Raw genomic sequence first — 25,643 nt, forward strand, 5'->3', positions numbered from 1 at the left:
TATCCGCTCAACTATCAAGGAGTTACGATTCGTCAACCCGTACCAGATGGGCAACCTTCCGGATCATGCCTCGAACCGCCGGCGTATCCTCAAGATCGCGCGAACGACGGATCCGGTTCAAGCCAAGGCCTACCAAGGTACTGCGTTGATCCTTCGGCCGCCCGATCGGACTAGCGATCTGGGTAACGCGAAGGCGTTTCTTTATATTCCCCGCCATAATCTTCTCTCTTTTACGCGTTGTCCCGGTGACCAACAATTTCATTCACTTTTTTACCGCGCCGGCTAGCAACGCCGCGCGGGGAAGATTCTTTCCCAAGGGCATTGAACGTCGCTCGGATCATATTGTGGGGATTCGAGGAACCAATGGATTTTGCAACGATGTCCTGAATCCCAAGCGCTTCAAACACGGCCCGCATCGGGCCTCCGGCAATAATCCCGGTACCGGGCTGTGCCGAACGCAGCACAACCAACCCGGCGCCATAGCGTCCCTGAATGTCGTGGTGAAGGGTGCGCCCATCACGAAGCGGCACCTGTACCAAGGCCCGTTTTGCCCGCTCCGTTGCCTTGCGAATGGCCTCAGGCACTTCGCGCGCCTTGCCAGTCCCAAACCCAACACGCCCTTTTTGGTCGCCGGCGATAACCAGAGCTGCAAATCCGAAGCGACGGCCACCCTTGACGACTTTGGCCACACGATTAATCGCCACCAAGCGTTCGACGATGTCTGATTCTGCCCGATTGGAACGATTGCCCCGCTGGTTCCCCCCCCCGCGTGACTTCGTCATGGTTTTCGATGTGCCGTCTGTTGCCATTCTCAATTCTCCGCGCGACCTAGGTTAGAAAGACAACCCGCTTTCACGAGCCGCTTCGGCCAGCGCTTTCACACGACCATGATAGAGATAACCACCGCGATCAAAATAGACATTCGAAACGCCAGCAGCCTTTGCCCGAACTGAAAGAAGCTTGCCCACTTCACGGGCAGCATCGACTCCAGCACCGGTTTTGAGCTTTCCCTGAAGCTCTTTATCAAGGCTCGACGCGGAAGCGACGGTGGTGCCCTTCGTGTCATCGATAACCTGTGCATAAATATGCTGAGACGACCGAAAGACCGAAAGCCGCAAGCGTCCACGGCTCTTGCTGCGGAGCTTTGCACGCACACGACGACGGCGTAAAAATAGGCTTTTCATGCGCTTCATCAGTTCTGCCCTTACTTCTTCTTGCCTTCTTTGCGAACAATAATTTCATTTTCGTATCTCACGCCCTTGCCCTTGTAGGGTTCTGGCGGACGAAAGGCGCGAATTTCCGATGCAACCTGGCCGACCCGCTGTTTGTCAGTTCCAGAAACCTCGATCAGGGTTGGCTTCTTACATTTTACCGTGACGCCTTCCGCGATGGGGTGGCGAACTTCGTGGCTATAGCCGAGCTGCAACACAAGATCCTTGCCCTCCATCTTCGCGCGATAGCCCACGCCGTTGATTTCAAGGCGCACCAAGAACCCTTCCGAAACACCGATCACGAGACTCTGGATCAGGCTTTTCGCCGTCCCCCACATCTGACGCGCGCTTTTTGTCTTGCCATTTGGGCGCACCCATATCTTGTCATCTTCTTTCGAAAGCAAAACAAGATCCGCAAGCGTTACATCAAGCTGGCCGAGTTTTCCTTTGACCGTCACACACTGCCCATCGATCGTCACGTCGACGCCGCTTGGCACAATTACAGGGTTTTTTCCGATACGTGACATAGCTTTTCTCTAAAATACCCTACACAAGACTTCGCCACCCACATGGGCAACACGGGCCTGGTGATCCGACATAACCCCCTTTGGGGTGGAGAGGATCGAAATGCCAAGGCCCCCATAAACTTTCGCGAGATCCTGGATGCCGGAATAAACGCGACAACCCGGTTTCGAGATGCGCCGGATTTCACGAATAACCGGGTCACCCTCGTGATATTTAAGTTCGATTTCAATTGCGCTAATGCCCGTCCGCACCTCGCGCCGACTATAGCCGCGAATGAAGCCCTCCACCTGAAGGACATCCAGCACGCTTGCCAATAGTTTCGACGCGGGACTTGAGACAATATCCAAATGCGCCCGTTGGCCATTGCGGATACGCGTTAACATATCGCTGAGAGGATCGCTAATCGACATGACGTTGCCCTTGTATCCCTTCTACCAGCTTGATTTTAACATGCCGGGAATTTGCCCTTTCAAGGCAAGCTCCCGAAGCGCGATGCGAGACAAATTAAACTTCCTGTACACACCATGCGAACGACCCGTGAGACGGCAGCGATTGTGCAGACGCACCCCGGAAGAATTTTTTGGAAGAGCTGCAAGTTTCAGTTGCGCGTTAAACCGCTCTTCCGGCGAAAGTGACAGGTCTCGGGTGGACAGCTTTAACTTAGCGCGTTTCTCCGCATAACGAGCCACGATTTTCTTACGATTTTCGTTGCGCGCGATGGCGCTTTTCTTTGCCATACGTTCCTCTACCCGTCAATTAGAAAACGGCACATTGAAACCTTTGAGAAGCGCCTTCGCCTCCTCGTCGGTCTTGGCCGTTGTTACAATCGTAATATCCATTCCACGAACCTGGTCGATCTTATCGTATTCAATTTCCGGAAAGACAATCTGCTCGCGCAAACCGATTGAAAAATTACCATGCCCATCAAAACTTTTCTGCGAGAGACCCCGGAAATCGCGAACCCGCGGCAACGCAATCGAAACGAGCCTGTCGATAAATTCGTACATACGTCGCCGCCGCAGCGTTACCTTGCAGCCAATTGGCATGCCCTCGCGAAGCTTGAAAGCGGCGATAGACTTCTTGGCGCGCGTCGTGACCGGCTTTTGTCCGGTAATGGCCGTAAGCTCCGCCAGCGCTGAGCTAATTTTCTTGCTGTCCTGAACGGCTTCGCCAACGCCCATATTGACGATAATCTTTTCCAGCTTCGGAACCTGCATGATGTTTGCGTAGGCAAACTCCGACTGCAGACCCGGCCGGATCTCGGTTTCATATTTTTCCTGTAGCCGCGCCATTTCCAAACCTCTTAACTATCAATCATTTCGCCGGACTTCTTGGCGAAACGAACCTTCCTGCCGTCATCGAGATGCTTGTAGCCAATCCGCGTTGCGCCACCGCTCTTTGGATCAATAAGAGCCAGATTTGACGCATGGATGGGAAGCTCTTTCTCTTGAATCCCTCCGGGACTGTCCGCAGACGGCGATTGATGACGTTTCACGACGTTTATGCCCCGAACGACAACACGATTTTCCTCAGGCAAAGAACGAATAATTTCGCCCTTCTTTCCCTTGTCCCGTCCGGTCAACACGATAACAGAGTCACCTTTGCGAATTTTCATACGCCGACCCATCACAGAACCTCAGGCGCTAGGGAAATAATCTTCATGAACTTTTTTGACCGCAGCTCCCGCGTCACTGGGCCAAAAATGCGCGTACCAATCGGCTCGCCCTGTTTTGAAATCAACACGGCCGCGTTCTTGTCAAAGCGGATCGTCGAACCATCGGCGCGGCGAATTCCGTGTGCCGTACGCACAATAACCGCACGGTGAATTTCACCTTTCTTCACCTTTGCGCGTGGAATCGCATCCTTCACCGAGACAACAATAATGTCACCTAGGCTAGCCGTCTTGCGCTTCGAGCCACCAAGAACCTTGATGCACTGAACGCGCTTGGCACCGGAGTTATCCGCGACTTCCAGATTTGATTGCATCTGAATCATGTTTTACGTCTTTCCCTTCGCCCTTGCTTTAAGCGGATTCCGAAAGAATAATCCACCGCTTACGCTTTGAAATTGGGCGGCATTCCTGAATTCGTACCGACTCGCCTATTTTGCAGCGATTTTCTTCATCGTGAACGGCATATTTCTTTGACCGCCGAATAAACTTTTTATAGAGCGGATGGCGAAACTGGCGCTCAACGCTGACAACCACAGTCTTGTCCGCCGCATCGCTCACAACCGTTCCTTGAAGAGTCCGCTTAGGCATTCAATTCCTCCGCCGCCTGCTTTTTAGCGCTTAAGATCGTCTTGATTCGGGCAATGTCGCGTCGTGCATGGCGGACGCGCGCCGTGCCCTCAAGCTGGCCGCTTGCCCGTTGGAAGCGCAGGTTTAAAAGCTCCTTCCGCAAGGAGAGGAGAGTATCCCCCAGCTCATCAAGCGATTTTGTGCGCAGGTCCTCGGCCTTCATTCCTATACTCCCTCGATCCGGCTAATAAACCGGGTGCGAACGGAAAGCTTCGACGCGCCAAGCTCAAGAGCCCGGCGGGCAATCTCCACAGGGACGCCGTCCACTTCAAAAATAATCCGCCCTGGATGAACACGGGCCATCCAATATTCCGGCGTGCCCTTCCCCTTACCCATCCGTACTTCCGTCGGCTTTTTCGAAACCGGCACATCTGGAAAGATGCGAATCCAGAGACGCCCGGCACGCTTCATGTGACGCGTGACCGCACGCCTGGCGGCCTCGATCTCGCGCGCGTTGACCCGCCCAGGCGTAACCGCCTTTAGGCCAAACGCTCCGAAATTCAGAGCCGTGCCGCCTTTTGCCAGGCCATGGACCCGGCCTTTGTGCTGCTTGCGGTATTTTGTGCGTTTTGGGCTCAACATGGGTTCAACAATCCATTAATGCTTGTGGCCGGGCTGTTGCTCCGCCAGACGCTTGTCCTGCGCCATGGGGTCGCGTTCCAGAATTTCACCCTTGTAAATCCACACCTTGATTCCACAGGTGCCATAGGTCGTAAAGGCGGTCGACGTCGCATAATCCACATCGGCGCGCAGCGTATGCAATGGCACCTGTCCCTCTCGGTACCATTCCGTGCGCGCGATCTCAGCACCGCCAAGGCGACCCGCGCAATTGATCCGAATCCCCTTCGCACCCAAGCGCATGGCCGATTGCACGGACCGCTTCATTGTCCGACGAAAGGCAACGCGGCGCTCCAACTGCTGGGCAATGTTGTCGGCCACAAGCTGCGCGTCCAGTTCCGGCTTGCGAATCTCGATAATGTTGATGTGAACCTCGCCATTCGTCATTTTTGCAAGATCCGCCTGCAACTTTTCGATGTCGGAACCGCGCTTTCCGATCACGACGCCAGGCCGCGCCGTATGGATCGAAATCCGCGCCTTCTTGGCCGGACGTTCAATCACGACCTTGCTGAGGCCCGCCTGGGATAGACGTTTTTCCAGGAACCGGCGAATTTTCAGATCTTCATGAAGAAGATCACCATAGCCCTTTTCGGCATACCAGCGCGAATCCCATGTCCGATTAATGCCGAGCCGAAACCCGATCGGATTTACTTTTTGCCCCATTTGTTACTCCCCGCGCTCACGTACGATAATCGTAAGGTGGCTAAATGGCTTTTTGATAGTTGCGGCGCGACCGCGCGCACGCGCGCGCCAGCGCTTCATGACCATGCCCTTCCCGACGCTCGCCTCTGCAACGTACAGCCGGTCAACATCAAGCTGGTGGTTGTTTTCAGCATTTGCAATCGCCGACTGCACCGCCTTGCGCACAGCGCCCGCAATGCGCCGTTTAGAGAAAGAAAGGATGGCCAGCGCAGACGCCGCACTTTTGCCGCGGATGGTTGCCGCAACAAGATTCAGTTTCTGCGGACTCGTCCGTAGTTTCCGGGCGATCGCTTTCGCCTCGGTTTCAGCCAATGCCCGTGGAGCAGCTTTCTTGCCCATATCTAAACTCGCTTTGCCTTCTTGTCCGCGATGTGACCACGGAAGGTCCGCGTCGGGGAAAATTCACCAAATTTATGACCGATCATATCTTCCGTAACCAACACCGGAATAAATTTATGACCGTTGTAAACGCCAAAGGTCAGGCTCACAAACTGCGGCAGAATCGTCGAACGGCGCGACCACGTCTTGATCACGTCATTGCGACTGGACGCACGCGCGATTTCTGCCTTTTTCAGCAGATACCCGTCTACGAAAGGGCCTTTCCAAACTGAACGTGCCACGAGAAACCTCTCTCCTTACTTCTTCTTGTGTCGGCGGCGAAGAATCATCGAATCCGTCGACTTGTTGCTGCGCGTCTTCATACCCTTTGTCGATTTTCCCCAAGGAGTAACGGGATGTCGGCCACCGGATGTCCGTCCCTCACCGCCGCCATGGGGATGATCGATCGGGTTCATCGCCACACCACGAACCGACGGGCGCTTGCCTAACCAGCGTTTCCGGCCCGCCTTGCCGTATTTGATGTTTTTCTGATCCGGGTTCGAAACGGCGCCGATTGTCGCCATGCCCTCGGCGCGAACCATCCGCACCTCGCCGGAGGCCAGGCGAAGCAACGCCTTCCCTGCGTCTTTGCCAACAAGCTGCGCATAAGCGCCCGCCGCACGCGCAATCTGCGCACCCTTTCCCGGCTTCATTTCAATGTTGTGGATAATCGTACCCACGGGAATGTTCTTCAGAGGCAATGCGTTTCCCGGCACGATGTCCACGTTTTCACCGGCAAGAATCTTGTCACCAACCTTCACCCGCTGCGGCGCGATAATGTAGGACAATTCATCATCTTCGTAACGCAAAAGCGCAATAAAAGCACTTCGGTTCGGGTCGTATTCGATCCGCTCAATGACCGCCGGCATATCAAATTTGCGGCGCTTGAAATCAATAATCCGGTAGCGCTGCTTATGGCCACCGCCCCGATGCCGGCACGTCACCCGCCCATGATTGTTACGACCGCCCTTCTCCGAAAGGCCTTCCGTAAGCTTCTTGACCGGCTTGCCCTTCCACAAATTCGAGCGATCCGTAATGACGAGCTGCCGCTGAGAAGGCGTCGTCGGCCTGAATGTTTTCAACGCCATCCCTTAGATCCCCGTCGTAACGTCAAGCGTGTGGCCCTCGGCAAGGGTCACCATCGCTTTTTTATAATCAACGCGCCGTCCCAACTGGCCCTTAAACTGTTTAACTTTGCCTTTTTGACGCAGGGTGTTTACAGCCAACACTTTGACATCAAACAATTTTTCCACCGCCTCCTTGATTTCCGGCTTCGTCGCAGACAGAGCCACGCGGAACGTGACCTGGCGGTGCTCGGAACCAAGGGTTGCCTTCTCCGTAATCACCGGCGAAAGCAGGATGTTGTACATCGCCTCGGTAATCTTCTTGGAGTCCTTCGCCTTATTTTCCCTGCGCTTTCTCATTTCAGACGCGCCTCCAGGTACGCAATTGCGTCTTTCGTCAAGACAAGCAGGTCGCGACGAAGAATGTCGTAAACGTTTGTGCCTTGCTGAGGCAGAACATCGACACCCGGCAAATTATGTGCCGCCCGCCCGAAATTCGCATCCACCTCCTGGCCATCGATGACCAGCACCGAGGACCAGCCAAGCTTGCCAAAGCGCGCCTTCAGCTCTTGTGTCTTGACGCTGCTTAATTTTGTGGAATCGAGAATCACAATCTTGCCTGCGGCCTGCTTTGCAGAAAGCGCCGCCTTCAGAGCAAGCCTGCGTACTTTTTTCGGCAGCTGAAACGCGTGGGAACGCGGGGTTGGGCCAAAAATCACAGCACCACCACGAAACTGCGGCGAACGGAGAGAACCCGCCCGCGCCCGACCGCCGCCTTTTTGCGCCCAAGGCTTGCGGCCCGTCCCCCGAACATCGCTGATGCCCTTTGTCTTATGGGTGCCAGCGCGGCGCTTTGCCAACTGCCAGGTAACCATGCGCTGCAAAATATCCGGTCGCGGCGGAATGGAAAATATTTCGTCTGCAAGGTCTATCTCGCCGACATCTTTCGCATCCAAATTTATAATTTTGCACTTCATTGCAAAGCTATTCCTTCTTCCCGGATTCTTCCGGGGATTTACTCGCTTCCGAAACATCCTCGCCCGCGGGCTCGGCTGCGACGTCCGTTTCACTCACCTCGGCGTTGCCTGCCCCGCGAAGAGCCGCCGGAAAAGGTGCTGCCTCAGGGCGCGCCTTCTTCACGGCATCGCGGATCATCACGTACCCCCCTTGCGACCCCGGCACGGCACCGCGCACGAAAAGAAGGCCAGCCGCCACATCCGTCGATACGATTCTTAGGTTCTGCGTCGTCACCCGCTCGGCACCCATGTGACCCGCCATCTTCTTGCCCTTGAAAACCCGCCCCGGGTCTTGGCATTGGCCCGTCGAACCATGGGAACGATGAGAAACCGAAATGCCGTGACTGGCCTCGAGGCCACTAAAATTATGACGTTTCATAGCGCCAGCGAATCCCTTACCGATCGACGTGCCGCTAACATCGACATATTGCCCCGAGACAAAATGATCAACAGTAATCTCGACACCAATTTCCAAAAGCGCATCCGCACTTACCCGAAATTCAGCAAGCTTACGCTTCGGCTCAACCTTCGCCTTCGCATAATGTCCACGAACCGCCTTCGTGACGTTCTTTACCTTCGCCTTTCCAATCCCAATCTGCACGGCTGAATAGCCGTCCCTTTCCTTGGTTTTTGTGGCGATCACCTCACACCTGTCCACCTTCAGAACGGTAACAGGGATGTGCTCACCCCCTTCCGTCAAAAGGCGGGTCATGCCGAGTTTTTCTGCAAGAAGGCCCGTTCGCATCCTSYCSMCCYTARAKCTTGATYTCMACGTCGACGCCGGCCGSMAGRTCGAGCTTCATCARCGCRTCKACSGTCTGYKKSGTCGGWTCAACRATGTCCARCASYCGCTTRTGGGTRCGRATTTCAAACTGYTCGCGMGAYTTYTTRTCGATATGSGGCGAACGCAAWACSGTGAAYTTYTCRATWCKSGTCGGCAAYGGAATYGGACCACGCACSYKYGCYCCCGTYCKCTKYGCYGTRSYGACGATYTCMYTSRYCGACTGRTCSARCASCCKGTGATCGAACGCCTTCAGGCGGATGCGTATGTTTTGACTATCCATTACCGTTTCCTAATCTTCTTTTGGGCTTACCCTATTCGATGACCTTGATGACGACCCCGGCACCAACGGTGTGGCCGCCCTCGCGAATGGCAAAGCGCAGACCCTCGTCCATGGCAATCGGCACAATCAGCGTCGCCGTCATCGTCACATTATCCCCGGGCATCACCATCTCCGTCCCCTCCGGAAGCTCAATCGAGCCCGTCACATCCGTCGTACGGAAGTAAAACTGCGGACGGTAATTCGAGAAAAATGGCGTATGACGACCGCCTTCTTCCTTCGTCAGGATATAGGCCTCGCAGGTGAACTTCGTGTGTGGCGTAATCGATCCTGGCTTCGCCAGAACCTGGCCGCGCTCCACGTCCTCACGCTTCGTGCCGCGAAGAAGGCAGCCCACATTGTCGCCAGCCTCGCCCGTGTCCAGAAGTTTCCGGAACATCTCGACGCCCGTAACCGTCGTCGTCGTCGTATCCTTCAGACCGACAATCTCAATCTCGTCCCCAACGTGCACGATGCCCTGCTCAATCCGACCCGTCACAACCGTGCCACGGCCCGAAATCGAAAACACATCCTCAATCGGCATCAGAAAGGGCTTCTCTTTCGGACGCTCCGGCTGCGGAATRTARSTGTCAACCGCCKCCATCAGCTCAAGAATCGAATCCTTCCCAATCGCATCGTTCTTACCTTCAAGCGTGCACAGCGCCGAACCCTTCACAATCGGGATGTCGTCGCCGGGATAGTCATAGGAACTAAGCAATTCCCGGACCTCAAGCTCAACCAGCTCCAAAAGCTCCGCATCGTCCACCTGGTCAACCTTGTTCAGGTAAACCACGATCGCCGGAACACCAACCTGGCGCGCCAGCAAAATATGCTCCCGAGTCTGCGGCATCGGACCGTCCGCCGCCGAAACAACCAAAATTGCCCCGTCCATCTGCGCCGCGCCCGTGATCATGTTCTTCACGTAATCCGCATGACCCGGACAGTCCACATGTGCGTAGTGACGCTTCTCCGTCTCATACTCAACATGCGCCGTCGCAATCGTGATCCCGCGTGCCCGTTCCTCAGGCGCCTTGTCAATCTGGTCATACGCCGTAAACTCCGCGCCCCCAGATTCCGCAAGAACCTTCGTGATTGCCGCCGTCAGCGACGTCTTCCCGTGATCAACGTGACCGATCGTGCCTACGTTGCAATGCGGCTTCGTCCGCTCAAACTTTTCTTTCGCCATCGTCTAGGTTTCCTTGGACCGTCTAGGCCGTTTTTGCCTGAATTTCATCTGAGATTGTCTGCGGAACTTGCTCGTAGTGAGCAAAATGCATTGTGAACTGCGCACGACCTTGCGTCATCGAGCGCAACGAGTTCACGTAGCCAAACATGTTTGCGAGCGGAACCGTTGCCAACACCACCCGTGCGTTACCCCGGGCATCCATGCCACTAACCTGTCCACGGCGTCCACTCAAATCCCCGATAACGTCGCCCATATATTCTTCAGGCGTCACAACTTCGACTTGCATGACCGGCTCCAGCAATTTCGGCGCAGCACTCCGCATACCTTCGCGAAAGGCAGCACGAGCAGCAATCTCGAAAGCCAGCACACTTGAATCAACGTCATGGGAAGCGCCATCCACCAACGTCGCCTTGAAATCAATGAACGGGTACCCCGCCACGACACCGGACTGCATGGCCGTTTCCAGCCCCTTCTTCACGCCTGGCACATATTCCCTTGGAACAGAACCGCGAACGATGGCGTTCTCAAAAACAAAGCCGGAACCTGCCTCAAGGGGCTCGAAACGAATTTTGACGCGGGCAAACTGGCCGGAGCCGCCCGTCTGCTTCTTGTGAGTGTAATCCGTATCGACCGCCCTCGTGAGAGTTTCCCGATACGCCACCTGCGGCGCGCCAACATTCGCGTCCACATTGAATTCACGCCGCATGCGATCAACGAGCACTTCGAGATGAAGTTCGCCCATCCCCTTGATGATCGTCTGGCCGCTTTCCTCATCGGACGTGACCCGAAAGGACGGATCTTCCGCTGCGAGGCGGACGAGAGCCGTTCCCATTTTCTCTTGATCGGCCTTTGTCTTTGGCTCGACCGCCACCTCGATAACCGGCTCCGGGAATTCCATCCGCTCCAGGACAATCGGATTCTCAGGGAAGCAGAGCGTGTCACCTGTTGTCGTATCCTTAAGGCCGACAAGCGCAACGATGTCCCCGGCCCTTGCTTCCTGCACATCCTCGCGGGTGTTTGCATGCATTTCAAGCATACGCCCAATACGCTCTTTCTTTCTCTTCACGCTATTGAGAACATGGGTGCCGTTCGTAAGAACGCCCGAATAAACGCGGATATAGGTGAGGGTACCGACGTAAGGGTCGGTCATGATCTTAAAGGCAAGAGCGGAAAACGGTTCGTCATCCGAATTGTGGCGTTCGATTTCCTCCTCGCCATCCAGATTGTGGCCTTTAATGGCCGCGACTTCCGTCGGCGCAGGCAGGTAGTCAATCACCGCATCAAGAAGGTTCTGCACCCCCTTGTTTTTAAAGGCAGAACCGTTAAATACCGGCACGAAATCAAGATTGATGGTCCCCTTGCGGATGCATTTTTTCAGCGTATCGATATTGGGCTCTGTTCCATCAAGATAAGCCTCAAGGGCAGCATCGTCCTGCTCAAGGACGGTTTCGACGAGTTTTGCGCGATATTCTTCCGCCTGGGCCATCAGATTTTCCGGGATTTCCTCTTCCACGAATTCGGCACCGAGGGTTTCGTCTTTCCAGCGCAGCGCCTTCATCGTCAGCAGATCGATCAGCCCGACATATTCCGCCTCCGCCCCAAAGGGAAGCTGCACCACCAACGGCACGTCACCAAGCCGATCGACGATCATGTCAACGCAGCGGAAAAAATCAGCGCCGATACGGTCCATCTTGTTGATAAAGCAAATCCGGGGAACCTTATATTTATCTGCCTGCCGCCAGACCGTTTCGGACTGCGGCTCGACCCCGGCGACGCTATCAAAAACGGCGACGGCTCCATCAAGAACACGCAAGCTTCTTTCAACTTCAATCGTGAAATCAACGTGGCCGGGCGTGTCGATAATGTTGATGCGGTGGTCTTTCCAGAAGCAGGTCGTTGCCGCAGAGGTGATCGTAATGCCACGCTCCTGCTCCTGCTCCATCCAGTCCATAACGGCCGTTCCATCATGGACCTCGCCGATCTTATAAGATCGCCCGGTGTAATAGAGGATCCGCTCAGTCGTTGTCGTCTTACCGGCGTCAATATGGGCCATGATGCCGATATTGCGGTAGCGTTCGAGAGGAGTTGCACGTGCCATTTCAAGATATCCTTTTGAACATTACCAACGGTAATGCGCAAAGGCCTTGTTTGCCTCAGCCATGCGATGCACGTCTTCCCGCTTCTTGATCGCCGTCCCGCGATTTTCAGAAGCGTCCAGGATCTCCCTTGAAAGCCGTTCGATCATTGTCGTCTCGTTGCGCTTGCGGCTAGCTTCGATCAGCCAACGGATCGCCAGGGCCTGACGGCGCTCCACCCGCACCTCGACTGGCACCTGATAGGTGGCCCCGCCAACTCGCCGGGAACGCACTTCAAGCGACGGCTTCACGTTGTTGAGCGCATCATGAAATGTCTGAAGAGAGTCCTTGCCACCACGCTCGGAAATACGGTCAAAGGCCCCATAAACGATTGCTTCTGCAATGGACTTTTTGCCCGCACGCATGAGCGAATTGATGAATTTCATCACCACCTGATCGCCATATTTTGCGTCTGGTAAAATCTCGCGGTGTTCTGCGGCGTGACGTCGTGACATGAGGCGCTCTTACTCTTGCTGTTTCGGGTCTGTTTCGGGTCTATTTTGGACGCTTGGCACCGTATTTCGAACGGCGCTGACGACGATCCGTTATGCCCTGGGTATCAAGGGTGCCGCGAATAACGTGGTAGCGCACACCAGGCAAATCCTTCACGCGCCCACCGCGCAGCAGAACAACGGAATGCTCCTGAAGGTTATGGCCCTCGCCAGGAATGTAGGTGGTCACCTCGAAACCGTTTGTCAGTCGCACGCGAGCTACCTTCCGAAGCGCGGAATTCGGCTTCTTTGGCGTTGTCGTGTAGACGCGCGTGCAAACGCCACGTTTTTGCGGGCACGCCTGCAGCGCCGGCACTTTGTTGCGGACAACTGCCGCCGCGCGCGACTTGCGGACCAACTGGTTAATCGTAGGCATCCGTCAAAATCCTTATTCTTTCGCCGCCTTGGGCGCACAAGAAAACACGGGGACAAGCGCAACAAATCGAGGCGCTTTGCCCCCTCCGGGTTCTTTTCGCCGACCCGATCGGCCTGAGATCGTTATAACCTAAGCACACACGCGACTGCGTCTAAGGTGGAAACCCTACCACCAGCCGCAAAAGAGCGCGCAGTTTATGAGCGGAAGCCCCTTGACGTCAAGGGAAATTCCGTAGTTTTCCGCCCTTTTCCACACATTGCGGCGCGCGCCCCTGGAAAGGACCCGGCCCTGATTAATCAGGGCTGGAAAAATGCCGTTCTAACCCTCCGGCGAGGCCGAAATCTCCTCCTTTTCCGCCGCTTCCGCCATTTCTGCAGCCTTCGTTATTTCTGCAGCTTTCGTTATTTCCGCCGCCGCCGCCGCCGCCGTCACTTCCAGGTCACGCTCGGAAGCCAGCGCCTTCATGCGATTAATCACACTGCCCGTGCCCGCCGGAATCAGCCGTCCAACGATGACGTTCTCCTTAAGGCCCAACAGATTGTCAACCCGTCCTGAGACGGCTGCCTCGGTCAGCACACGTGTCGTTTCCTGGAAGGAAGCCGCTGAAATGAAGGAGCTCGTCTGCAGGGACGCCTTCGTGATTCCCTGAAGAACCGGGTTTGCCTTTGCGGGCTTGCCCCCTTCTGCCTCAATGCGGGCGTTCTCGTCGGCAAATTCCACGCGATCAATTTGTTCGCCGATCAGCATTGTCGTATCCCCGGCGTCCTCGATTTCCAGCTTTTGTAGCATCTGGCGAACGATCACTTCGATGTGCTTGTCATCAATCCGCACCCCCTGCAGCCGGTAAACCTCTTGGATTTCGTCCACCAGATAGGCCGCCAATGCCTCCATACCCATGACCTTCAAAATATCATGGGGCACAGGATTGCCATCCATCAACGGATCGCCCCTTCGTATGTAATCCCCTTCCTGAACGGTAATGTGCTTGCCCTTCGGGATCAGATATTCCGATGGCTCGCCGGCGCCATCCTCCGGCACAATGATGACCCGGCGTTTCGATTTGTAGTCCTTTCCGAACTCAACGATGCCGTCCATGCCAGCGATAATCGCGTATTCCTTTGGCTTACGCGCCTCGAAGAGTTCGGCAACCCGTGGCAACCCACCGGTGATGTCGCGGGTTTTTGCAGATTCCCGCGGAATCCTGGCCAGGACATCACCCGCATGCACTTCCGCCCCATGTTCGACGTTCAAAATTGCATCGACGGACATGAAGTAACGAGCCTCCTTGCCATTCGCCAAGGTGACGATATCGCCGTTCTTATCGCGAAGCGTGATCCGCGGTTTCAAATCCGAGCCACGCGGCTGCTGCTTCCATTCCGTCACCACCGTGCTGGCAATACCGGTCGCGTCGTCGAGCACTTCGCGCATCGAAATTCCTTCGACGAGGTCGACGTAAGTTACGGTCCCTTCCTTTTCCGTAATAATCGGAATCGTATAAGGATCCCACTCCGCAAGCTTGGCACCCTTTTTAGCCTTGGCCCCATCCTTTACCAGAATCTTGGCACCATACGGCACGCGCGAACTTCCCAATTCTACGCCTGCCGCATCAAGAAAAAGAAATTCCGTGTTACGCCCCATGACGACCGGCAGCCCCCCACTATCGATCACGACGTTCTGGTTCTTGATCTTAACGGTTCCGTCATAGACCATCTCGATAGAGGATTTTTCCGCACCACGTTGCGCGGCACCACCAATATGAAAGGTCCGCATCGTCAACTGCGTTCCCGGCTCGCCAATCGACTGCGCCGCAATGACGCCAACCGCCTCGCCGATATTAACAGTGGTTCCCCGCGCAAGGTCGCGCCCATAACACTTCACACAAACCCCGCCATGAAACCTGCATGTCAAAACGGAACGAATTTTGATGGATTCGACGCCGGCACGGTCGATCACCTCGACTGCGGCTTCATCGATTATTTCATTGGCCGTATAAACGACTTTGCCGCTCACCGGATCAACCACGTCTTCTGCGGAAACCCTGCCCAAAACCCGGTCACCAAGCGACACAATCGTATTTCCGCCTTCGACGACCGCGCGTATGGTCAGCCCATCCGTCGAGCCGCAATCTTGATCAACGATAATGCAATCCTGGGCAACATCAACCAAACGCCGGGTCAGATAACCCGAATTTGCCGTTTTCAAGGCCGTATCCGCAAGCCCCTTCCGCGCACCATGGGTGGAGTTGAAATATTCAAGAACGGTCAACCCCTCCTTAAAGTTCGAGATGATCGGCGTTTCGATGATTTCCCCTGATGGCTTCGCCATCAAACCACGCATACCAGCAAGCTGCTTCATCTGCGCCGTAGAACCACGCGCGCCGGAATCGGCCATCATATAAACGGAATTCACCGACACGCTGTTCGCGCTGGAGGCAATCCCCTGCATCATCGCATCCGAGACCATGTCCGTGCAGCGGGACCAAACATCAATCACCTTATTGTACTTCTCACCCTGGGTGATAAGGCCATCAAGATATTGCTGCTCGTGCTCCTTGACCTTTTCATTGGCCTCCTCAACGAACCGCTCTTTTGATTTTGGAATCACAAGATCGTCTTTTCCGAAGGAAATCCCTGCCTTACACGCATGGCTGAAGCCCAATTGCATAAGACGATCGGTAAAGACAACCAGTTTCTTCTGCCCGCTATGCCGATAGACCATGTCGATGACATGGCTTACTTCGCGCTTCGTCAGCAAACGGTTGATCAGATCGAATTTCACTTCCGGGTGGCGAGGAAGAATTTCCGAGAGCAGCATGCGACCCGGCGTCGTATCAACGATCATCGCAATCGAATCGCCATTGCTGTCTACAGTTTTGTAGCGCGACTTAATGCGGCTGTGCAGCGTGATCGCTTCCGCATCCAGGGCCTGTTGAATTTCGGCCGTATTTGCGAAAATCATGCCTTCACCCGGCTGGCCTTTGGCTTCCATCGTCAGATAGTAAAGCCCCAAGATAATGTCTTGGGACGGCACGATGATCGGCTTGCCGTTCGCAGGGCTAAGAATGTTGTTCGTCGACATCATCAAAACGCGCGCTTCAATCTGTGCTTCCAGGGAAAGCGGCACATGCACTGCCATCTGGTCGCCGTCGAAATCGGCGTTAAAGGCTGTACAGACGAGCGGGTGAAGCTGGATCGCCTTTCCCTCGATGAGAACCGGCTCAAATGCCTGCACACCAAGACGATGCAGCGTTGGCGCACGGTTCAAAAGCACCGGATGTTCGCGGATGACCTCTTCCAGAATATCCCATACTTCAGGACGTTCCTTTTCCACCATTCGCTTTGCGGCCTTGATGGTCGTCGCCATGCCATAAAGTTCAAGTTTGGAATAAATAAACGGCTTGAACAGTTCGAGCGCCATTTTCTTCGGCAGGCCGCATTGATGCAGCAACAGTTCCGGCCCAACAACGATGACGGAACGCCCGGAATAATCGACACGCTTGCCCAGCAGGTTCTGGCGAAAGCGCCCCTGCTTGCCTTTCAGCATATCCGAGAGCGATTTCAACGGTCGTTTGCTGGCCCCGGCAAGCGGGCGGCTGCGCCGTCCATTGTCAAAAAGCGCGTCCACAGCTTCCTGCAACATCCGCTTTTCATTGCGCGCAATAATGTCCGGGGCACGCAATTCAATTAACCGTTTCAAGCGGTTGTTCCGGTTGATCACACGACGGTAAAGATCGTTGAGGTCCGACGTCGCAAAGCGTCCGCCATCAAGCGGCACGAGGGGGCGAAGCTCCGGTGGAATAACGGGAACCACCTCAAGGATCATCCACTCCGGTCGCGAACCCGATTCCAGGAAGGCCTCTACGAGCTTGAGGCGTTTCACATATTTCTTCCGCTTGGTCTCGGAATTTGTCTCCTTAAGATCTACTTTCAGCGTCTCGCGCGTTTCCGCAAGATCGATTGCCGCCAACATCGTGCGAATAGCTTCCGCCCCGATGGATGCCGTAAAGGAGTCCGGGCCATATTCCTCTTTCGCCTCAAGATATTCTTCATCCGTCAGCAATTGATGCAATTTAAGCGGTGTTAAACCCGGTTCGATGACGACGTAATTTTCGAAATACAGGACCCGCTCGATATGCTTGAGCATCACATCAAGGAGAAGACCAATCCGGCTCGGCAAGGATTTCAAAAACCAGATGTGGGCAACCGGGGACGCAAGCTCGATATGTGCCATCCGTTCGCGGCGAACCTTCTGCAAGGTCACCTCGACACCACATTTTTCACAGATGATGCCGCGGTATTTCATCCGCCGGTATTTTCCACAAAGGCACTCGTAGTCCTTTACGGGTCCGAAGATACGCGCGCAAAACAACCCATCCCGCTCTGGCTTAAACGTGCGGTAGTTGATGGTTTCCGGCTTACGAATTTCACCATATGACCAGGAGCGAATGCGCTCTGGGCTTGCGATCGAGACTCGAATCTGATCGAAGCTCTCCGAGCTGCTCGTCTGACTAAAAACTTTCATCAATTCATTCATAAGGGTCTCCTAGACGTCCCCGATTTCCCGGTCAGACTGGTCAATGATCTTTCCGTATTAACTCGACGTTCAAGCAAAGCGATCGTATTTCTTTCACAAGCACGTTGAAGGATTCGGGAATACCCGTTTCAAACGTATTGTCGCCCCTGACGATCGCCTCGTAGACTTTTGTTCGGCCCGACACATCATCGGACTTGACGGTCAGCATTTCCTGAAGCGTATAGGCAGCCCCGTACGCCTCAAGGGCCCACACTTCCATCTCGCCAAACCGTTGGCCTCCGAATTGCGCCTTACCGCCAAGCGGCTGCTGAGTCACCAGGCTGTATGGCCCAATGGAGCGCGCATGGATTTTGTCATCCACCAAGTGATGCAGCTTCAGCATATAGATATAGCCGACGGTTACCTTGCGCTTGAATTCCTCGCCCGTTCGCCCATCGACCAAAGTCACCTGGCCCGATGCACCTAGACCCGCACGCTCCAACATCTCGACGATATTTTCCTCGCGCGCGCCATCGAACACCGGCGTCGCCATAGGAACGCCTGGCCGCAAGTTTTCGACAAGCTCGTCCAGTTCCTTGTCCGAAAGATCGGTGATGTCCTGCTTCTGATCCTCGCCATAGATATCGATAAGCTCTTTGCGAAGTTCCTGGTACTTGCCATCCTGACGAACCCTGTCCAGCATTTTTCCCAATTGCTTGCCCAGGCCTGCCGAAGCCCAACCAAGATGGGTCTCGAAAATCTGGCCGACATTCATGCGCGAAGGCACGCCCAACGGATTAAGAACGATGTCCACAGGCGTCCCATCCTCCAGAGATGGCATGTCCTCAATCGGCATAATTCGTGAGATCACGCCTTTGTTGCCATGTCGGCCGGCCATCTTGTCACCCGGCTGTAATTTCCGTTTCACGGCGACGAAGACTTTCACCATCTTCATTACGCCCGGCTGAAGATCGTCCCCCCGCTGCAGCTTTTCAACCTTGTTCTGAAAGCGTGCTTCAAGACGCGCAATGCTCTCGTCGAATTGCTTGCCAAGCGCCTCGATCTTAGACATCTCGCTCTCGTTTTTCAGATTGATCTGACGCCATTGTCCCGGGGTAAACTCCTCAAGCACCGCGTCCGTAATTTTCGTGCCCTCCTTCAGACTCCGAAGCCCACGGCTTGCGACCTTGTTGAGCAGCATTTCCTTAAGTCGGCCATAGTAGCCGCGCTCAAGAATGGCCTTTTCAGCATCGCGGTCTTTTGCGAGGCGTTCGATTTCCTCCCGCTCGATCGTCAACACACGTTCGTCTTTATCGACACCACGACGCGAGAAGACACGCACTTCGACGACAGTTCCAGAAACGCCCGGCGGAACACGTAGAGAGGTGTCACGAACATCCGAAGCTTTTTCACCGAAAATTGCCCGAAGCAGCTTTTCTTCCGGCGTCACCGGCGACTCACCCTTCGGCGTCACTTTGCCGACAAGAATGTCGCCAGCCTTCACTTCGGCACCAATATAAACGATGCCGGCTTCATCAAGGTGACGAAGCGCTTCTTCACCAACGGTTGGAATGTCACGCGTGATGTCTTCCTGTCCAAGCTTGGTATCACGCGCCATCATTTCAAATTCATCGATATGGATCGACGTAAACGTATCATCGCGTACGATTCGCTCGGAGATGAGGATCGAATCCTCAAAGTTGTAGCCATTCCACGGCATGAACGCGACGAGAACGTTACGCCCAAGCGCCAGGTCGCCGATATCTGTAGACGGCCCATCGGCAATGATATCGCCCTTGGCAACGACATCCCCCACCTTTACGAGCGGACGCTGGTTGATGCAGGTGTTCTGATTCGACCTCTGGAATTTCATGAGATTATAGATGTCGACGGCAGCCACCGCGCTGGAGGATGCTTCTTCCGTGGCGCGCACGACGATGCGCGTGGCATCGACCTGGTCAACAATCCCCGAGCGACGCGCGGAGACAGCAACCCCTGAATCCCGCGCAACAATACCTTCCATGCCAGTGCCGACAAGCGGTGCCTCGGTTTTAATGAGGGGAACTGCCTGACGCTGCATGTTCGAGCCCATAAGCGCGCGGTTTGCATCATCGTTCTCAAGGAAAGGAATGAGAGACGCAGCCACCGAAACAAGCTGTTTTGGTGAGACATCCATCAGATCGACGGTTTCTGGCAACGCCATGTGGAACTCGCCGGACATCCGGCAACTGACGAAGTCCTCAACAAGGCGCCCCTGTTTGTCGAGCGGCGAATTCGCCTGGGCAACAATATGGCCCGCCTCGTCCATCGCCGAAAGGTACACGACCTCGTCCGTCACTTTACCTTTGCTGACTTTCTGGTAGGGCGTTTCAATAAAGCCGTATTTGTTAACCTTGGCGTAAGTTGCCAGAGAATTGATCAAGCCAATATTTGGCCCTTCCGGAGTCTCAATGGGACATATCCGACCGTAATGGGTGGGATGCACGTCCCGCACTTCGAAGCCCGCACGTTCACGCGTCAGCCCGCCCGGCCCCAATGCCGACAGGCGCCTTTTATGCGTAACTTCCGACAGAGGATTCGTCTGGTCCATGAATTGGGAAAGCTGAGAGGATCCAAAAAACTCGCGAACCGTCGCCGCAACCGGTTTTGCATTGATCAGGTCGTGGGGCATGACGGTATCGATCTCGACAGAGCTCATCCGCTCGCGAACGGCCCTTTCCATCCTGAGCAGCCCCATCCGGTACTGGTTTTCCATCAGTTCGCCAACGGAACGGACGCGCCGGTTGCCAAGATGATCGATGTCGTCGATGTCGCCCTTCCCATCCTTCAGGTCGACTAAAATTTTCACAACCTTCAGAATGTCTTCCTTGCGCAGGACGCGAACATTGTCTTCCGTTTGGAAACCAAGCCTGGAATTCATCTTGACCCGACCGACAGCAGAAAGGTCGTAGCGCTCTGAATCAAAGAAAAGGCCCTGAAACAGAGTCTTTGCCGCTTCGATGGTCGGCGGTTCACCCGGCCGCATAACCCGGTAGATGTCGACGAGTGCCTCATCGCGTGTCCGGTTTTTGTCGATCGCCAGCGTGTTGCGGATATGTGCCCCTACATTTATATGATCGATCGCAAGAATGGGGATTTCCGTGATGCCGGCTTCCTCAAATGCTTCCAGAGTCTCTTCGGTAATCTCGTCACAGGCTTCGGCAAAAATTTCACCCGTCTTCTCATTGAGAAGATCGCTGGCTACGTAACGTCCAATCAGCTCTTCCGGCGAGACAAGCTGTTCCTTCAGGCCGCCATCGCGAAGCCGCTTAATCAACCGTGGCGTAATTTTCTCGCCCGCTTCGACCGCCACCTTGCCGGTTTTTGCGTTCACAAGGTCATGGGTAAGTTTGACGCCACGCGTCCACTCCGGATTGAAATCCGTGCGCCAGCCCCGTTTGGCCTGCTTGAAAATTTGGGTGTCGTAGAAATAGTTGAGGATCTCTCCGGCCGTCATGCCGCTGACCTCTTTGGCCGCGCCCTTCTTGCCCTTGCTGTCCTTGCTGTCCTTCTTTTCCTCACTCTCCGGATCTGACAACGCCAGCAAAAGAGTCGTGACCGGCAGCTTTCTGCGCCGGTCTATGCGCACATGAGCAATATCCTTTGCGTCGAATTCAAAGTCGAGCCACGAACCGCGATAGGGAATAATCCGAGCTGCAAACAGGAATTTTCCAGAAGAATGGGTTTTTCCCTTGTCGTGATCAAAGAAGACACCGGGAGAACGGTGCATCTGGGAAACGATCACGCGCTCCGTTCCATTGACAATAAACGTCCCCGTACCCGTCATGAGCGGCATATCGCCCATGTAAACGTCCTGCTCTTTAATGTCGCGAATCGACCGCAGCCCGGTCTCTTCATCGATATCCCACACAATCAGCCGCAGCGTCACCTTAAGAGGCGCGGCAAAGGTCATGCCGCGTTGCCTGCATTCTTCCTCGTCATATTTCGGTGGCTCAAACGCATAGGCGACAAATTCGAGAGTCGAGTGCCCCGAAAAATCAGAAATCGGAAAAACGATTTTAAAGACACCCTGCAGACCGTTGTCTTCCCGGTCCTGAGGCAGAATCTCCGCCTGTAAAAATTTTTCGTAGGAGCTTCGCTGCACCTCAATCAGGTTCGGCAATGCCGCAACCGTTTTAATCCGACCAAAGTTTTTGCGAATGCGTTTCCGAACAGTAAAGGACGTAGCCATACTTTCCTCTTAAACCCTTGCAGGTTGCATGGAAGCGCCCGCTTCTCCAAACGGGCAGAAACAGCCGGCGCGGCCAGCGCGTGTTGCAAGAGAACGCCGTCCCGACATGGAACTGCCGGGCCGACCAAGCCTGGAGACTGCCAGGCCGAGTCGCGTCTCCACAACAACGAGACGGGGCAGCAAACCAAGAACGCCCCGTCTCCATTTACAGATGGCCAAAACAGCCACTGTTACTTGAGTTCAACCGTCGCGCCCGCACCTTCGAGCTTCTTCTTCATCTCTTCTGCCTCTTCCTTCTTGAGGCCTTCTTTTACCGGCTTCGGCGCGGATTCAACCAAGTCTTTCGCCTCTTTCAGGCCAAGGCCCGTGATCGTACGGACTTCCTTAATGACATTGATTTTTTTCTCACCGAAAGCCACGAGAACCACCGTGAACGCGTCCTGCTCTTCGGCTGCCGCTTCGCCGCCGGCCGCGCCGGCCGCTGCAACCGCAACCGGTGCCGCCGCAGAAACGCCCCATTTTTCCTCAAGAAGTTTACTCAGCTCCGCCGCCTCAATCACGGTGAGCTGCGACAGGTCGTCAACAATCTTTTCCAAATTCGCCATTTTAATTTCTCCTAGACTTGAACTGTATTTTTCTGGGCGGGCTAAGCCGCATCCTTTGCCCCATAAGCGCCAATAACTCGCGCAACTTGTCCTGCCGGTGCTTGCAGCACACCCGCAATCCGCGTTGCCGGCGCACTCACTATGCCGACAATATTCGCGCGCGATTCATCGAGGGACGGCAGTGAAGCCAACGTCTTCACAGCATCCTTATCCAACACTTCCGTTCCGAACCCACCACCAAGAACAACGATTTTCTCGTTCTTCTTGGAAAAATTAACGACCACCTTCGCGGCAGACACAGGGTCTTCCGAATAAGCAATCGCAGTAGGGCCGCTGAAGTAATCATTCAGAGCTTCGTAGGGGGTGCCCTTGAGGGCGATGCGGGTGAGCCGGTTCTTCGTCACTTTGAAGTTCGCCCCAACCTCACGTACTTGCCGTCTCAAACTGGTGGATTCCGCCACCGTCATGCCGCTTTGATGCACAACAACCACGAGTGCAGCCGCATTAAAGACGTCGTGAAGCGAAGCAACCAACTGCTCTTTTTCTGATCGGTTCACCTTACGCCTCCAACCATTGAACGGAACGGCCAAAAAACAGCCGGTCCGCGCTACGCTTCTGGAACTGCCGAAAATCGACAGATCCGCTCGTCCTGTCCCAGAAGTTCAAGCCGTTTAAAACGCCTTCGCGAAAAGACGTCCAAATCGGTTTACCTTCTGTCTGTGCAGGTGGTTGCCCCTTAAACCATCGCGCCAACCGCGACGGCGCCTGCAGTCTTGGACAGATACGAAGGCACGGCACCGCCGCCCCTTCGATTCGTCGTCCCGGCCGCGCCGGATACGAAAAATAGCTTCGCCCAGAACGGATCATGTCCGCCTCAGGCTTAAAACATCCAACCGAATCCCCGGCCCCATGGTTGACGTCAGGGTGACCTTTTTTATATAGCTGCCTTTCGCGCCGCTTGGTTTTGCGCGCAAAATCGCATCAAAAAAGGCCTGCACATTCTGCACCAGGGCATCCTCGGAAAAGCTGGCCTTGCCAACGCCGGCATGGATAATCCCATTCTTTTCGGTTCGAAATTCAACCTGGCCCGCCTTTACCGCCTTTACTGCCTTTGCAATTTCATCCGTTACCGTCCCCACCTTCGGGTTTGGCATCAGACCGCGCGGCCCCAGAACTTTTCCGAGCTTGCCAACAATGCTCATCATCTGCGGCGTGGCGATGCAGCGATCAAAGTTGATCTCGCCACCCTGAACTTTTTTCGCAAGCTCTTCGGCTCCAACAAGATCGGCACCAGCGGCTTCCGCCTCTTCCGCTTGTTCCCCTTTTGCGAAGACGGCGACGCGGATTGTCCGCCCCGTCCCGTTCGGCAAATCAACGACGCCACGCACCATCTGATCCGAATGGCGCGGGTCTACACCAAGGTTTAAAGCAATTTCAATGGTTTCATCAAACTTCGCCGTCGCGCCCTTGCGAATCAGCCTGACCGCCTCCAAAATCGGATAGGATTCATCCCGATTGACACCCTCAAGCGCCTGGCGCATCCGCTTTCCATTTTTCCCCGCCATCGCTTTACTCCTTCACCTCAAGACCCATCGAACGGGCCGAACCGACAATCATCTGTGCCGCCGCGTCCAGATCATTCGCGTTTAGATCCACCATCTTCTTCTCGGCGATTTCGCGAATTTGGGTCATCGTTACCTTGCCAACCGTTTCCCGACCGGTCGTTTTCGCACCTTTGTTGATTTTTGCCGCCTTCTTCAGAAAAAAACTGGCCGGCGGTGACTTGGTGATAAAGGTAAAACTGCGATCGGCATAGACCGTGATCGTTGTTGGTATCGGCATGCCGGACTCAAGCTCTTTCGTCTCGGCATTGAAAGCCTTGCAAAATTCCATGATGTTGACGCCTCGTTGGCCCAAGGCCGGACCAATCGGAGGGGATGGGTTTGCCTTCCCTGCCGGAATTTGCAATTTGATGTAACCGCTAATCTCTTTTGCCATTTGCGTCCTCAGTTGTTCAAGGTGCGCGGTTGGGCCATGGCTGGCCTCCCGCGCGATGAATCGAATGGCCCCACGGCCCTACGCCGATTAAACCTTTTCCACCTGCGAATATTCCAATTCGACAGGTGTCCCCCGACCAAAAATCGATACCGTGACCTTGATTCTGGCTTTTTCCTCATCGACCTCTTCAACCAGGCCGCTAAAGGACGTGAAGGGACCGTCGCAGACGCGAACCTCCTCGCCAATCTCAAAGGTTACGGACGGTTTCGGCCGCTCAATTCCTTCCTTCACTTGATGGAGAATCCGGTTCACTTCCTCTTCGCTAAGAGGAACCGGCTTCCCTCTCGCCCCCAAAAATCCGGTGACCTTCAAGGTATCCGTCACAAGGTGCCACGTTTCGTCCGTCAACTGCATTTTCACAAGGACGTAGCCGGGAAAGAATTTGCGCTCGGCACTCACTTTTGTGCCTTTCCGCAACTCAACCACCTCCTCGATCGGCACCAGGACTTCCTCCATCAGGTCATCCATGCCTTTTAGCACCGCCTGCTCGCGAATGGACTGCGCGACCTTGCGTTCAAAACCGGAATAGACGTGCACGACGTACCATCGAGACGCCATTCTTAACCCCCAAACCCAAAGATCAAACGCACCCCAAGCGACAGAACCTGATCCACAAGGAAAAAGAAAACCGCCGCCAAAACCACCATTATAAATACCATCACCGTCGAAACACCCGTCTCCCTTCGCGTTGGCCACGTAACCTTCGCGACTTCCTGACGGACCTGGCGAATAAACTGTGCCGGGTTTGTCTTCTCTGCCATCCGTTACACCAATTCCATCGTGGTTGCTTTCCATGGTGGCACTACCGCAAAAACAGAGGCCCCTCCCATGGCAGGAGTGGAGGGACTCGAACCCCCAGCCCCCGGTTTTGGAGACCGGTGCTCTACCAGTTGAGCTACACTCCTAAATCCCGTCAATTCGTTCTCTCCGAAACCGACGCCGGCCTCTCGGACTGTCAAATGGCGAACGGAACCAAGAGTTCGTCTTCGTCATACTGATAGCAGCCGTCTGAACCTTTGCGTGATGCGTCCACCGTTATCTTCTTTTGGGCTTACCCTATTCGATGACCTTGATGACGACCCCGGCACCAACGGTGTGGCCGCCCTCGCGAATGGCAAAGCGCAGACCCTCGTCCA

General features: G+C 54.9%; 33 protein-coding genes, 1 tRNA gene and 1 pseudogene. All 35 read right to left on the bottom strand.

Translation table 11 applies throughout. The features are described from left to right. Nucleotides 1-22: 22 nt before the first annotated feature. Nucleotides 23-217 carry a 50S ribosomal protein L30 gene (locus tag COA65_05465; protein ID PCJ59886.1) on the bottom strand — a complete coding sequence of 65 codons (195 nt, stop codon included), beginning with the start codon at nucleotides 215-217 and terminating at the stop codon, nucleotides 23-25. Between the two features lie 13 nt (nucleotides 218-230). Next, entirely contained in the window at nucleotides 231-782 is a 552-nt protein-coding gene (locus COA65_05470) for a 30S ribosomal protein S5 (protein ID PCJ59931.1), read from the bottom strand. Between the two features lie 51 nt (nucleotides 783-833). Next, nucleotides 834-1,193 carry a 50S ribosomal protein L18 gene (locus COA65_05475; GenBank protein PCJ59887.1) on the bottom strand — a complete coding sequence of 120 codons (360 nt, stop codon included), beginning with the start codon at nucleotides 1,191-1,193 and terminating at the stop codon, nucleotides 834-836. 11 nt (nucleotides 1,194-1,204) lie between these two features. Next, complete coding sequence (locus COA65_05480; GenBank protein PCJ59888.1) at nucleotides 1,205-1,738, bottom strand: 50S ribosomal protein L6; 534 nt, start codon at nucleotides 1,736-1,738, stop codon at nucleotides 1,205-1,207. A 9-nt stretch (nucleotides 1,739-1,747) separates the two neighbouring features. After that, complete coding sequence (locus COA65_05485) at nucleotides 1,748-2,146, bottom strand: 30S ribosomal protein S8 (GenBank protein PCJ59889.1); 399 nt, start codon at nucleotides 2,144-2,146, stop codon at nucleotides 1,748-1,750. A 21-nt stretch (nucleotides 2,147-2,167) separates the two neighbouring features. Beyond that, a complete protein-coding gene (locus tag COA65_05490; protein ID PCJ59890.1) occupies nucleotides 2,168-2,473 on the bottom strand; it encodes a 30S ribosomal protein S14 in 306 nt (101 codons plus the stop codon). Between the two features lie 15 nt (nucleotides 2,474-2,488). After that, nucleotides 2,489-3,028, bottom strand: coding sequence for a 50S ribosomal protein L5 (locus COA65_05495; GenBank protein PCJ59891.1), 540 nt, complete (start codon nucleotides 3,026-3,028; stop codon nucleotides 2,489-2,491). 11 nt (nucleotides 3,029-3,039) lie between these two features. Then, a complete protein-coding gene (locus COA65_05500) occupies nucleotides 3,040-3,363 on the bottom strand; it encodes a 50S ribosomal protein L24 (protein PCJ59892.1) in 324 nt (107 codons plus the stop codon). Then, nucleotides 3,363-3,731, bottom strand: coding sequence for a 50S ribosomal protein L14 (locus COA65_05505; GenBank protein ID PCJ59893.1), 369 nt, complete (start codon nucleotides 3,729-3,731; stop codon nucleotides 3,363-3,365). Before COA65_05505 ends, COA65_05500 begins: the two co-directional genes overlap by 1 nt. A gap of 28 nt (nucleotides 3,732-3,759) precedes the next feature. Further along, on the bottom strand, nucleotides 3,760-3,996 hold the full coding sequence (gene rpsQ / locus COA65_05510) for a 30S ribosomal protein S17 (protein ID PCJ59894.1): 237 nt from the start codon (nucleotides 3,994-3,996) through the stop codon (nucleotides 3,760-3,762). After that, nucleotides 3,989-4,198: a 50S ribosomal protein L29 gene (locus COA65_05515; GenBank protein PCJ59895.1), complete on the bottom strand. Its 210-nt coding sequence runs from the start codon at nucleotides 4,196-4,198 to the stop codon at nucleotides 3,989-3,991. The genes rpsQ and COA65_05515 overlap by 8 nt, the downstream gene beginning before the upstream one ends. Nucleotides 4,199-4,200: 2 nt before the next feature. Next, a complete protein-coding gene (locus COA65_05520) occupies nucleotides 4,201-4,617 on the bottom strand; it encodes a 50S ribosomal protein L16 (protein ID PCJ59896.1) in 417 nt (138 codons plus the stop codon). A 15-nt stretch (nucleotides 4,618-4,632) separates the two neighbouring features. Continuing rightward, nucleotides 4,633-5,316 (bottom strand): 30S ribosomal protein S3, encoded by a 684-nt coding sequence (locus tag COA65_05525; protein PCJ59897.1) that lies wholly within the window; start codon nucleotides 5,314-5,316, stop codon nucleotides 4,633-4,635. A gap of 3 nt (nucleotides 5,317-5,319) precedes the next feature. Beyond that, nucleotides 5,320-5,694 (bottom strand): 50S ribosomal protein L22, encoded by a 375-nt coding sequence (locus COA65_05530; GenBank protein ID PCJ59898.1) that lies wholly within the window; start codon nucleotides 5,692-5,694, stop codon nucleotides 5,320-5,322. 2 nt (nucleotides 5,695-5,696) lie between these two features. Then, a complete protein-coding gene (locus COA65_05535) occupies nucleotides 5,697-5,975 on the bottom strand; it encodes a 30S ribosomal protein S19 (GenBank protein PCJ59899.1) in 279 nt (92 codons plus the stop codon). Nucleotides 5,976-5,990: 15 nt separating this feature from the next. Then, nucleotides 5,991-6,821: a 50S ribosomal protein L2 gene (locus COA65_05540; protein ID PCJ59900.1), complete on the bottom strand. Its 831-nt coding sequence runs from the start codon at nucleotides 6,819-6,821 to the stop codon at nucleotides 5,991-5,993. A 3-nt stretch (nucleotides 6,822-6,824) separates the two neighbouring features. Further along, nucleotides 6,825-7,103 carry a 50S ribosomal protein L23 gene (locus COA65_05545; protein ID PCJ59932.1) on the bottom strand — a complete coding sequence of 93 codons (279 nt, stop codon included), beginning with the start codon at nucleotides 7,101-7,103 and terminating at the stop codon, nucleotides 6,825-6,827. Nucleotides 7,104-7,153: 50 nt separating this feature from the next. After that, on the bottom strand, nucleotides 7,154-7,774 hold the full coding sequence (locus COA65_05550; GenBank protein PCJ59901.1) for a 50S ribosomal protein L4: 621 nt from the start codon (nucleotides 7,772-7,774) through the stop codon (nucleotides 7,154-7,156). Between the two features lie 7 nt (nucleotides 7,775-7,781). Next, on the bottom strand, nucleotides 7,782-8,558 hold the full coding sequence (locus tag COA65_05555; GenBank protein PCJ59902.1) for a 50S ribosomal protein L3: 777 nt from the start codon (nucleotides 8,556-8,558) through the stop codon (nucleotides 7,782-7,784). Between the two features lie 10 nt (nucleotides 8,559-8,568). Continuing rightward, nucleotides 8,569-8,877 (bottom strand): annotated as a pseudogene (locus COA65_05560) (30S ribosomal protein S10). A 31-nt stretch (nucleotides 8,878-8,908) separates the two neighbouring features. Next, on the bottom strand, nucleotides 8,909-10,099 hold the full coding sequence (gene tuf, locus COA65_05565) for an elongation factor Tu (GenBank protein ID PCJ59903.1): 1,191 nt from the start codon (nucleotides 10,097-10,099) through the stop codon (nucleotides 8,909-8,911). Nucleotides 10,100-10,121: 22 nt separating this feature from the next. Further along, complete coding sequence (fusA, locus tag COA65_05570) at nucleotides 10,122-12,197, bottom strand: elongation factor G (GenBank protein ID PCJ59904.1); 2,076 nt, start codon at nucleotides 12,195-12,197, stop codon at nucleotides 10,122-10,124. Nucleotides 12,198-12,218: 21 nt separating this feature from the next. Continuing rightward, a complete protein-coding gene (locus tag COA65_05575) occupies nucleotides 12,219-12,689 on the bottom strand; it encodes a 30S ribosomal protein S7 (GenBank protein ID PCJ59905.1) in 471 nt (156 codons plus the stop codon). A 40-nt stretch (nucleotides 12,690-12,729) separates the two neighbouring features. Continuing rightward, complete coding sequence (locus COA65_05580; protein ID PCJ59906.1) at nucleotides 12,730-13,101, bottom strand: 30S ribosomal protein S12; 372 nt, start codon at nucleotides 13,099-13,101, stop codon at nucleotides 12,730-12,732. 318 nt (nucleotides 13,102-13,419) lie between these two features. Next, on the bottom strand, nucleotides 13,420-17,634 hold the full coding sequence (gene rpoC / locus COA65_05585; GenBank protein ID PCJ59907.1) for a DNA-directed RNA polymerase subunit beta': 4,215 nt from the start codon (nucleotides 17,632-17,634) through the stop codon (nucleotides 13,420-13,422). Between the two features lie 40 nt (nucleotides 17,635-17,674). Further along, on the bottom strand, nucleotides 17,675-21,844 hold the full coding sequence (gene rpoB, locus COA65_05590; protein ID PCJ59908.1) for a DNA-directed RNA polymerase subunit beta: 4,170 nt from the start codon (nucleotides 21,842-21,844) through the stop codon (nucleotides 17,675-17,677). A 230-nt stretch (nucleotides 21,845-22,074) separates the two neighbouring features. Next, nucleotides 22,075-22,449, bottom strand: coding sequence for a 50S ribosomal protein L7/L12 (locus tag COA65_05595; protein ID PCJ59909.1), 375 nt, complete (start codon nucleotides 22,447-22,449; stop codon nucleotides 22,075-22,077). A gap of 41 nt (nucleotides 22,450-22,490) precedes the next feature. Then, nucleotides 22,491-23,006: a 50S ribosomal protein L10 gene (locus tag COA65_05600; GenBank protein PCJ59910.1), complete on the bottom strand. Its 516-nt coding sequence runs from the start codon at nucleotides 23,004-23,006 to the stop codon at nucleotides 22,491-22,493. Nucleotide 23,007: 1 nt separating this feature from the next. Then, a complete protein-coding gene (locus COA65_05605) occupies nucleotides 23,008-23,316 on the bottom strand; it encodes a hypothetical protein (protein PCJ59911.1) in 309 nt (102 codons plus the stop codon). Continuing rightward, the gene (locus tag COA65_05610) at nucleotides 23,313-24,014 is read right to left on the bottom strand and encodes a 50S ribosomal protein L1 (GenBank protein ID PCJ59912.1); all 702 of its coding nucleotides are present in this window, start codon (nucleotides 24,012-24,014) and stop codon (nucleotides 23,313-23,315) included. The genes COA65_05605 and COA65_05610 overlap by 4 nt, the downstream gene beginning before the upstream one ends. Before the next feature lie 4 nt (nucleotides 24,015-24,018). Then, nucleotides 24,019-24,447, bottom strand: coding sequence for a 50S ribosomal protein L11 (rplK, locus tag COA65_05615; protein PCJ59913.1), 429 nt, complete (start codon nucleotides 24,445-24,447; stop codon nucleotides 24,019-24,021). A gap of 87 nt (nucleotides 24,448-24,534) precedes the next feature. Continuing rightward, complete coding sequence (locus tag COA65_05620) at nucleotides 24,535-25,065, bottom strand: transcription termination/antitermination protein NusG (protein ID PCJ59914.1); 531 nt, start codon at nucleotides 25,063-25,065, stop codon at nucleotides 24,535-24,537. 2 nt (nucleotides 25,066-25,067) lie between these two features. Beyond that, on the bottom strand, nucleotides 25,068-25,268 hold the full coding sequence (locus COA65_05625) for a preprotein translocase subunit SecE (GenBank protein PCJ59915.1): 201 nt from the start codon (nucleotides 25,266-25,268) through the stop codon (nucleotides 25,068-25,070). 68 nt (nucleotides 25,269-25,336) lie between these two features. Next, nucleotides 25,337-25,412: transfer RNA gene (locus tag COA65_05630), tRNA-Trp, on the bottom strand. Nucleotides 25,413-25,563: 151 nt separating this feature from the next. Next, nucleotides 25,564-25,643, bottom strand: an 80-nt coding sequence (locus COA65_05635; GenBank protein PCJ59916.1) for an elongation factor Tu, incomplete at its 5' end; no start/stop codon positions are given.

The sequence above is a fragment of the Rhodospirillaceae bacterium genome, from assembly GCA_002746255.1.
Lineage (GTDB): Bacteria > Pseudomonadota > Alphaproteobacteria.

Excerpts from the sequence above, each read along its gene's own strand:
- rpoB (PCJ59908.1), bottom strand. The coding sequence starts at position 21,844 with ATGGCTACGTCCTTTACTGTTCGGAAACGCATTCGCAAAAACTTTGGT.
- COA65_05555 (PCJ59902.1), bottom strand. The coding sequence starts at position 8,558 with ATGCGAACGGGCCTTCTTGCAGAAAAACTCGGCATGACCCGCCTTTTG.
- COA65_05580 (PCJ59906.1), bottom strand. The coding sequence starts at position 13,101 with ATGCCTACGATTAACCAGTTGGTCCGCAAGTCGCGCGCGGCGGCAGTT.
- rpoC (PCJ59907.1), bottom strand. The coding sequence starts at position 17,634 with ATGAATGAATTGATGAAAGTTTTTAGTCAGACGAGCAGCTCGGAGAGC.
- rplK (PCJ59913.1), bottom strand. The coding sequence starts at position 24,447 with ATGGCAAAAGAGATTAGCGGTTACATCAAATTGCAAATTCCGGCAGGG.
- COA65_05480 (PCJ59888.1), bottom strand. The coding sequence starts at position 1,738 with ATGTCACGTATCGGAAAAAACCCTGTAATTGTGCCAAGCGGCGTCGAC.
- COA65_05610 (PCJ59912.1), bottom strand. The coding sequence starts at position 24,014 with ATGGCGGGGAAAAATGGAAAGCGGATGCGCCAGGCGCTTGAGGGTGTC.
- rpsQ (PCJ59894.1), bottom strand. The coding sequence starts at position 3,996 with ATGCCTAAGCGGACTCTTCAAGGAACGGTTGTGAGCGATGCGGCGGAC.
- COA65_05515 (PCJ59895.1), bottom strand. The coding sequence starts at position 4,198 with ATGAAGGCCGAGGACCTGCGCACAAAATCGCTTGATGAGCTGGGGGAT.
- COA65_05620 (PCJ59914.1), bottom strand. The coding sequence starts at position 25,065 with ATGGCGTCTCGATGGTACGTCGTGCACGTCTATTCCGGTTTTGAACGC.
- COA65_05500 (PCJ59892.1), bottom strand. The coding sequence starts at position 3,363 with ATGGGTCGGCGTATGAAAATTCGCAAAGGTGACTCTGTTATCGTGTTG.
- COA65_05575 (PCJ59905.1), bottom strand. The coding sequence starts at position 12,689 with ATGTCACGACGTCACGCCGCAGAACACCGCGAGATTTTACCAGACGCA.
- COA65_05465 (PCJ59886.1), bottom strand. The coding sequence starts at position 217 with ATGGCGGGGAATATAAAGAAACGCCTTCGCGTTACCCAGATCGCTAGT.
- COA65_05470 (PCJ59931.1), bottom strand. The coding sequence starts at position 782 with ATGACGAAGTCACGCGGGGGGGGGAACCAGCGGGGCAATCGTTCCAAT.
- COA65_05540 (PCJ59900.1), bottom strand. The coding sequence starts at position 6,821 with ATGGCGTTGAAAACATTCAGGCCGACGACGCCTTCTCAGCGGCAGCTC.
- COA65_05595 (PCJ59909.1), bottom strand. The coding sequence starts at position 22,449 with ATGGCGAATTTGGAAAAGATTGTTGACGACCTGTCGCAGCTCACCGTG.
- COA65_05625 (PCJ59915.1), bottom strand. The coding sequence starts at position 25,268 with ATGGCAGAGAAGACAAACCCGGCACAGTTTATTCGCCAGGTCCGTCAG.
- COA65_05485 (PCJ59889.1), bottom strand. The coding sequence starts at position 2,146 with ATGTCGATTAGCGATCCTCTCAGCGATATGTTAACGCGTATCCGCAAT.
- COA65_05550 (PCJ59901.1), bottom strand. The coding sequence starts at position 7,774 with ATGAAGTGCAAAATTATAAATTTGGATGCGAAAGATGTCGGCGAGATA.
- COA65_05520 (PCJ59896.1), bottom strand. The coding sequence starts at position 4,617 with ATGTTGAGCCCAAAACGCACAAAATACCGCAAGCAGCACAAAGGCCGG.
- COA65_05545 (PCJ59932.1), bottom strand. The coding sequence starts at position 7,103 with ATGTACAACATCCTGCTTTCGCCGGTGATTACGGAGAAGGCAACCCTT.
- fusA (PCJ59904.1), bottom strand. The coding sequence starts at position 12,197 with ATGGCACGTGCAACTCCTCTCGAACGCTACCGCAATATCGGCATCATG.
- COA65_05490 (PCJ59890.1), bottom strand. The coding sequence starts at position 2,473 with ATGGCAAAGAAAAGCGCCATCGCGCGCAACGAAAATCGTAAGAAAATC.
- COA65_05605 (PCJ59911.1), bottom strand. The coding sequence starts at position 23,316 with ATGATCCGTTCTGGGCGAAGCTATTTTTCGTATCCGGCGCGGCCGGGA.
- COA65_05525 (PCJ59897.1), bottom strand. The coding sequence starts at position 5,316 with ATGGGGCAAAAAGTAAATCCGATCGGGTTTCGGCTCGGCATTAATCGG.
- COA65_05495 (PCJ59891.1), bottom strand. The coding sequence starts at position 3,028 with ATGGCGCGGCTACAGGAAAAATATGAAACCGAGATCCGGCCGGGTCTG.
- COA65_05505 (PCJ59893.1), bottom strand. The coding sequence starts at position 3,731 with ATGATTCAGATGCAATCAAATCTGGAAGTCGCGGATAACTCCGGTGCC.
- COA65_05530 (PCJ59898.1), bottom strand. The coding sequence starts at position 5,694 with ATGGGCAAGAAAGCTGCTCCACGGGCATTGGCTGAAACCGAGGCGAAA.
- COA65_05475 (PCJ59887.1), bottom strand. The coding sequence starts at position 1,193 with ATGAAGCGCATGAAAAGCCTATTTTTACGCCGTCGTCGTGTGCGTGCA.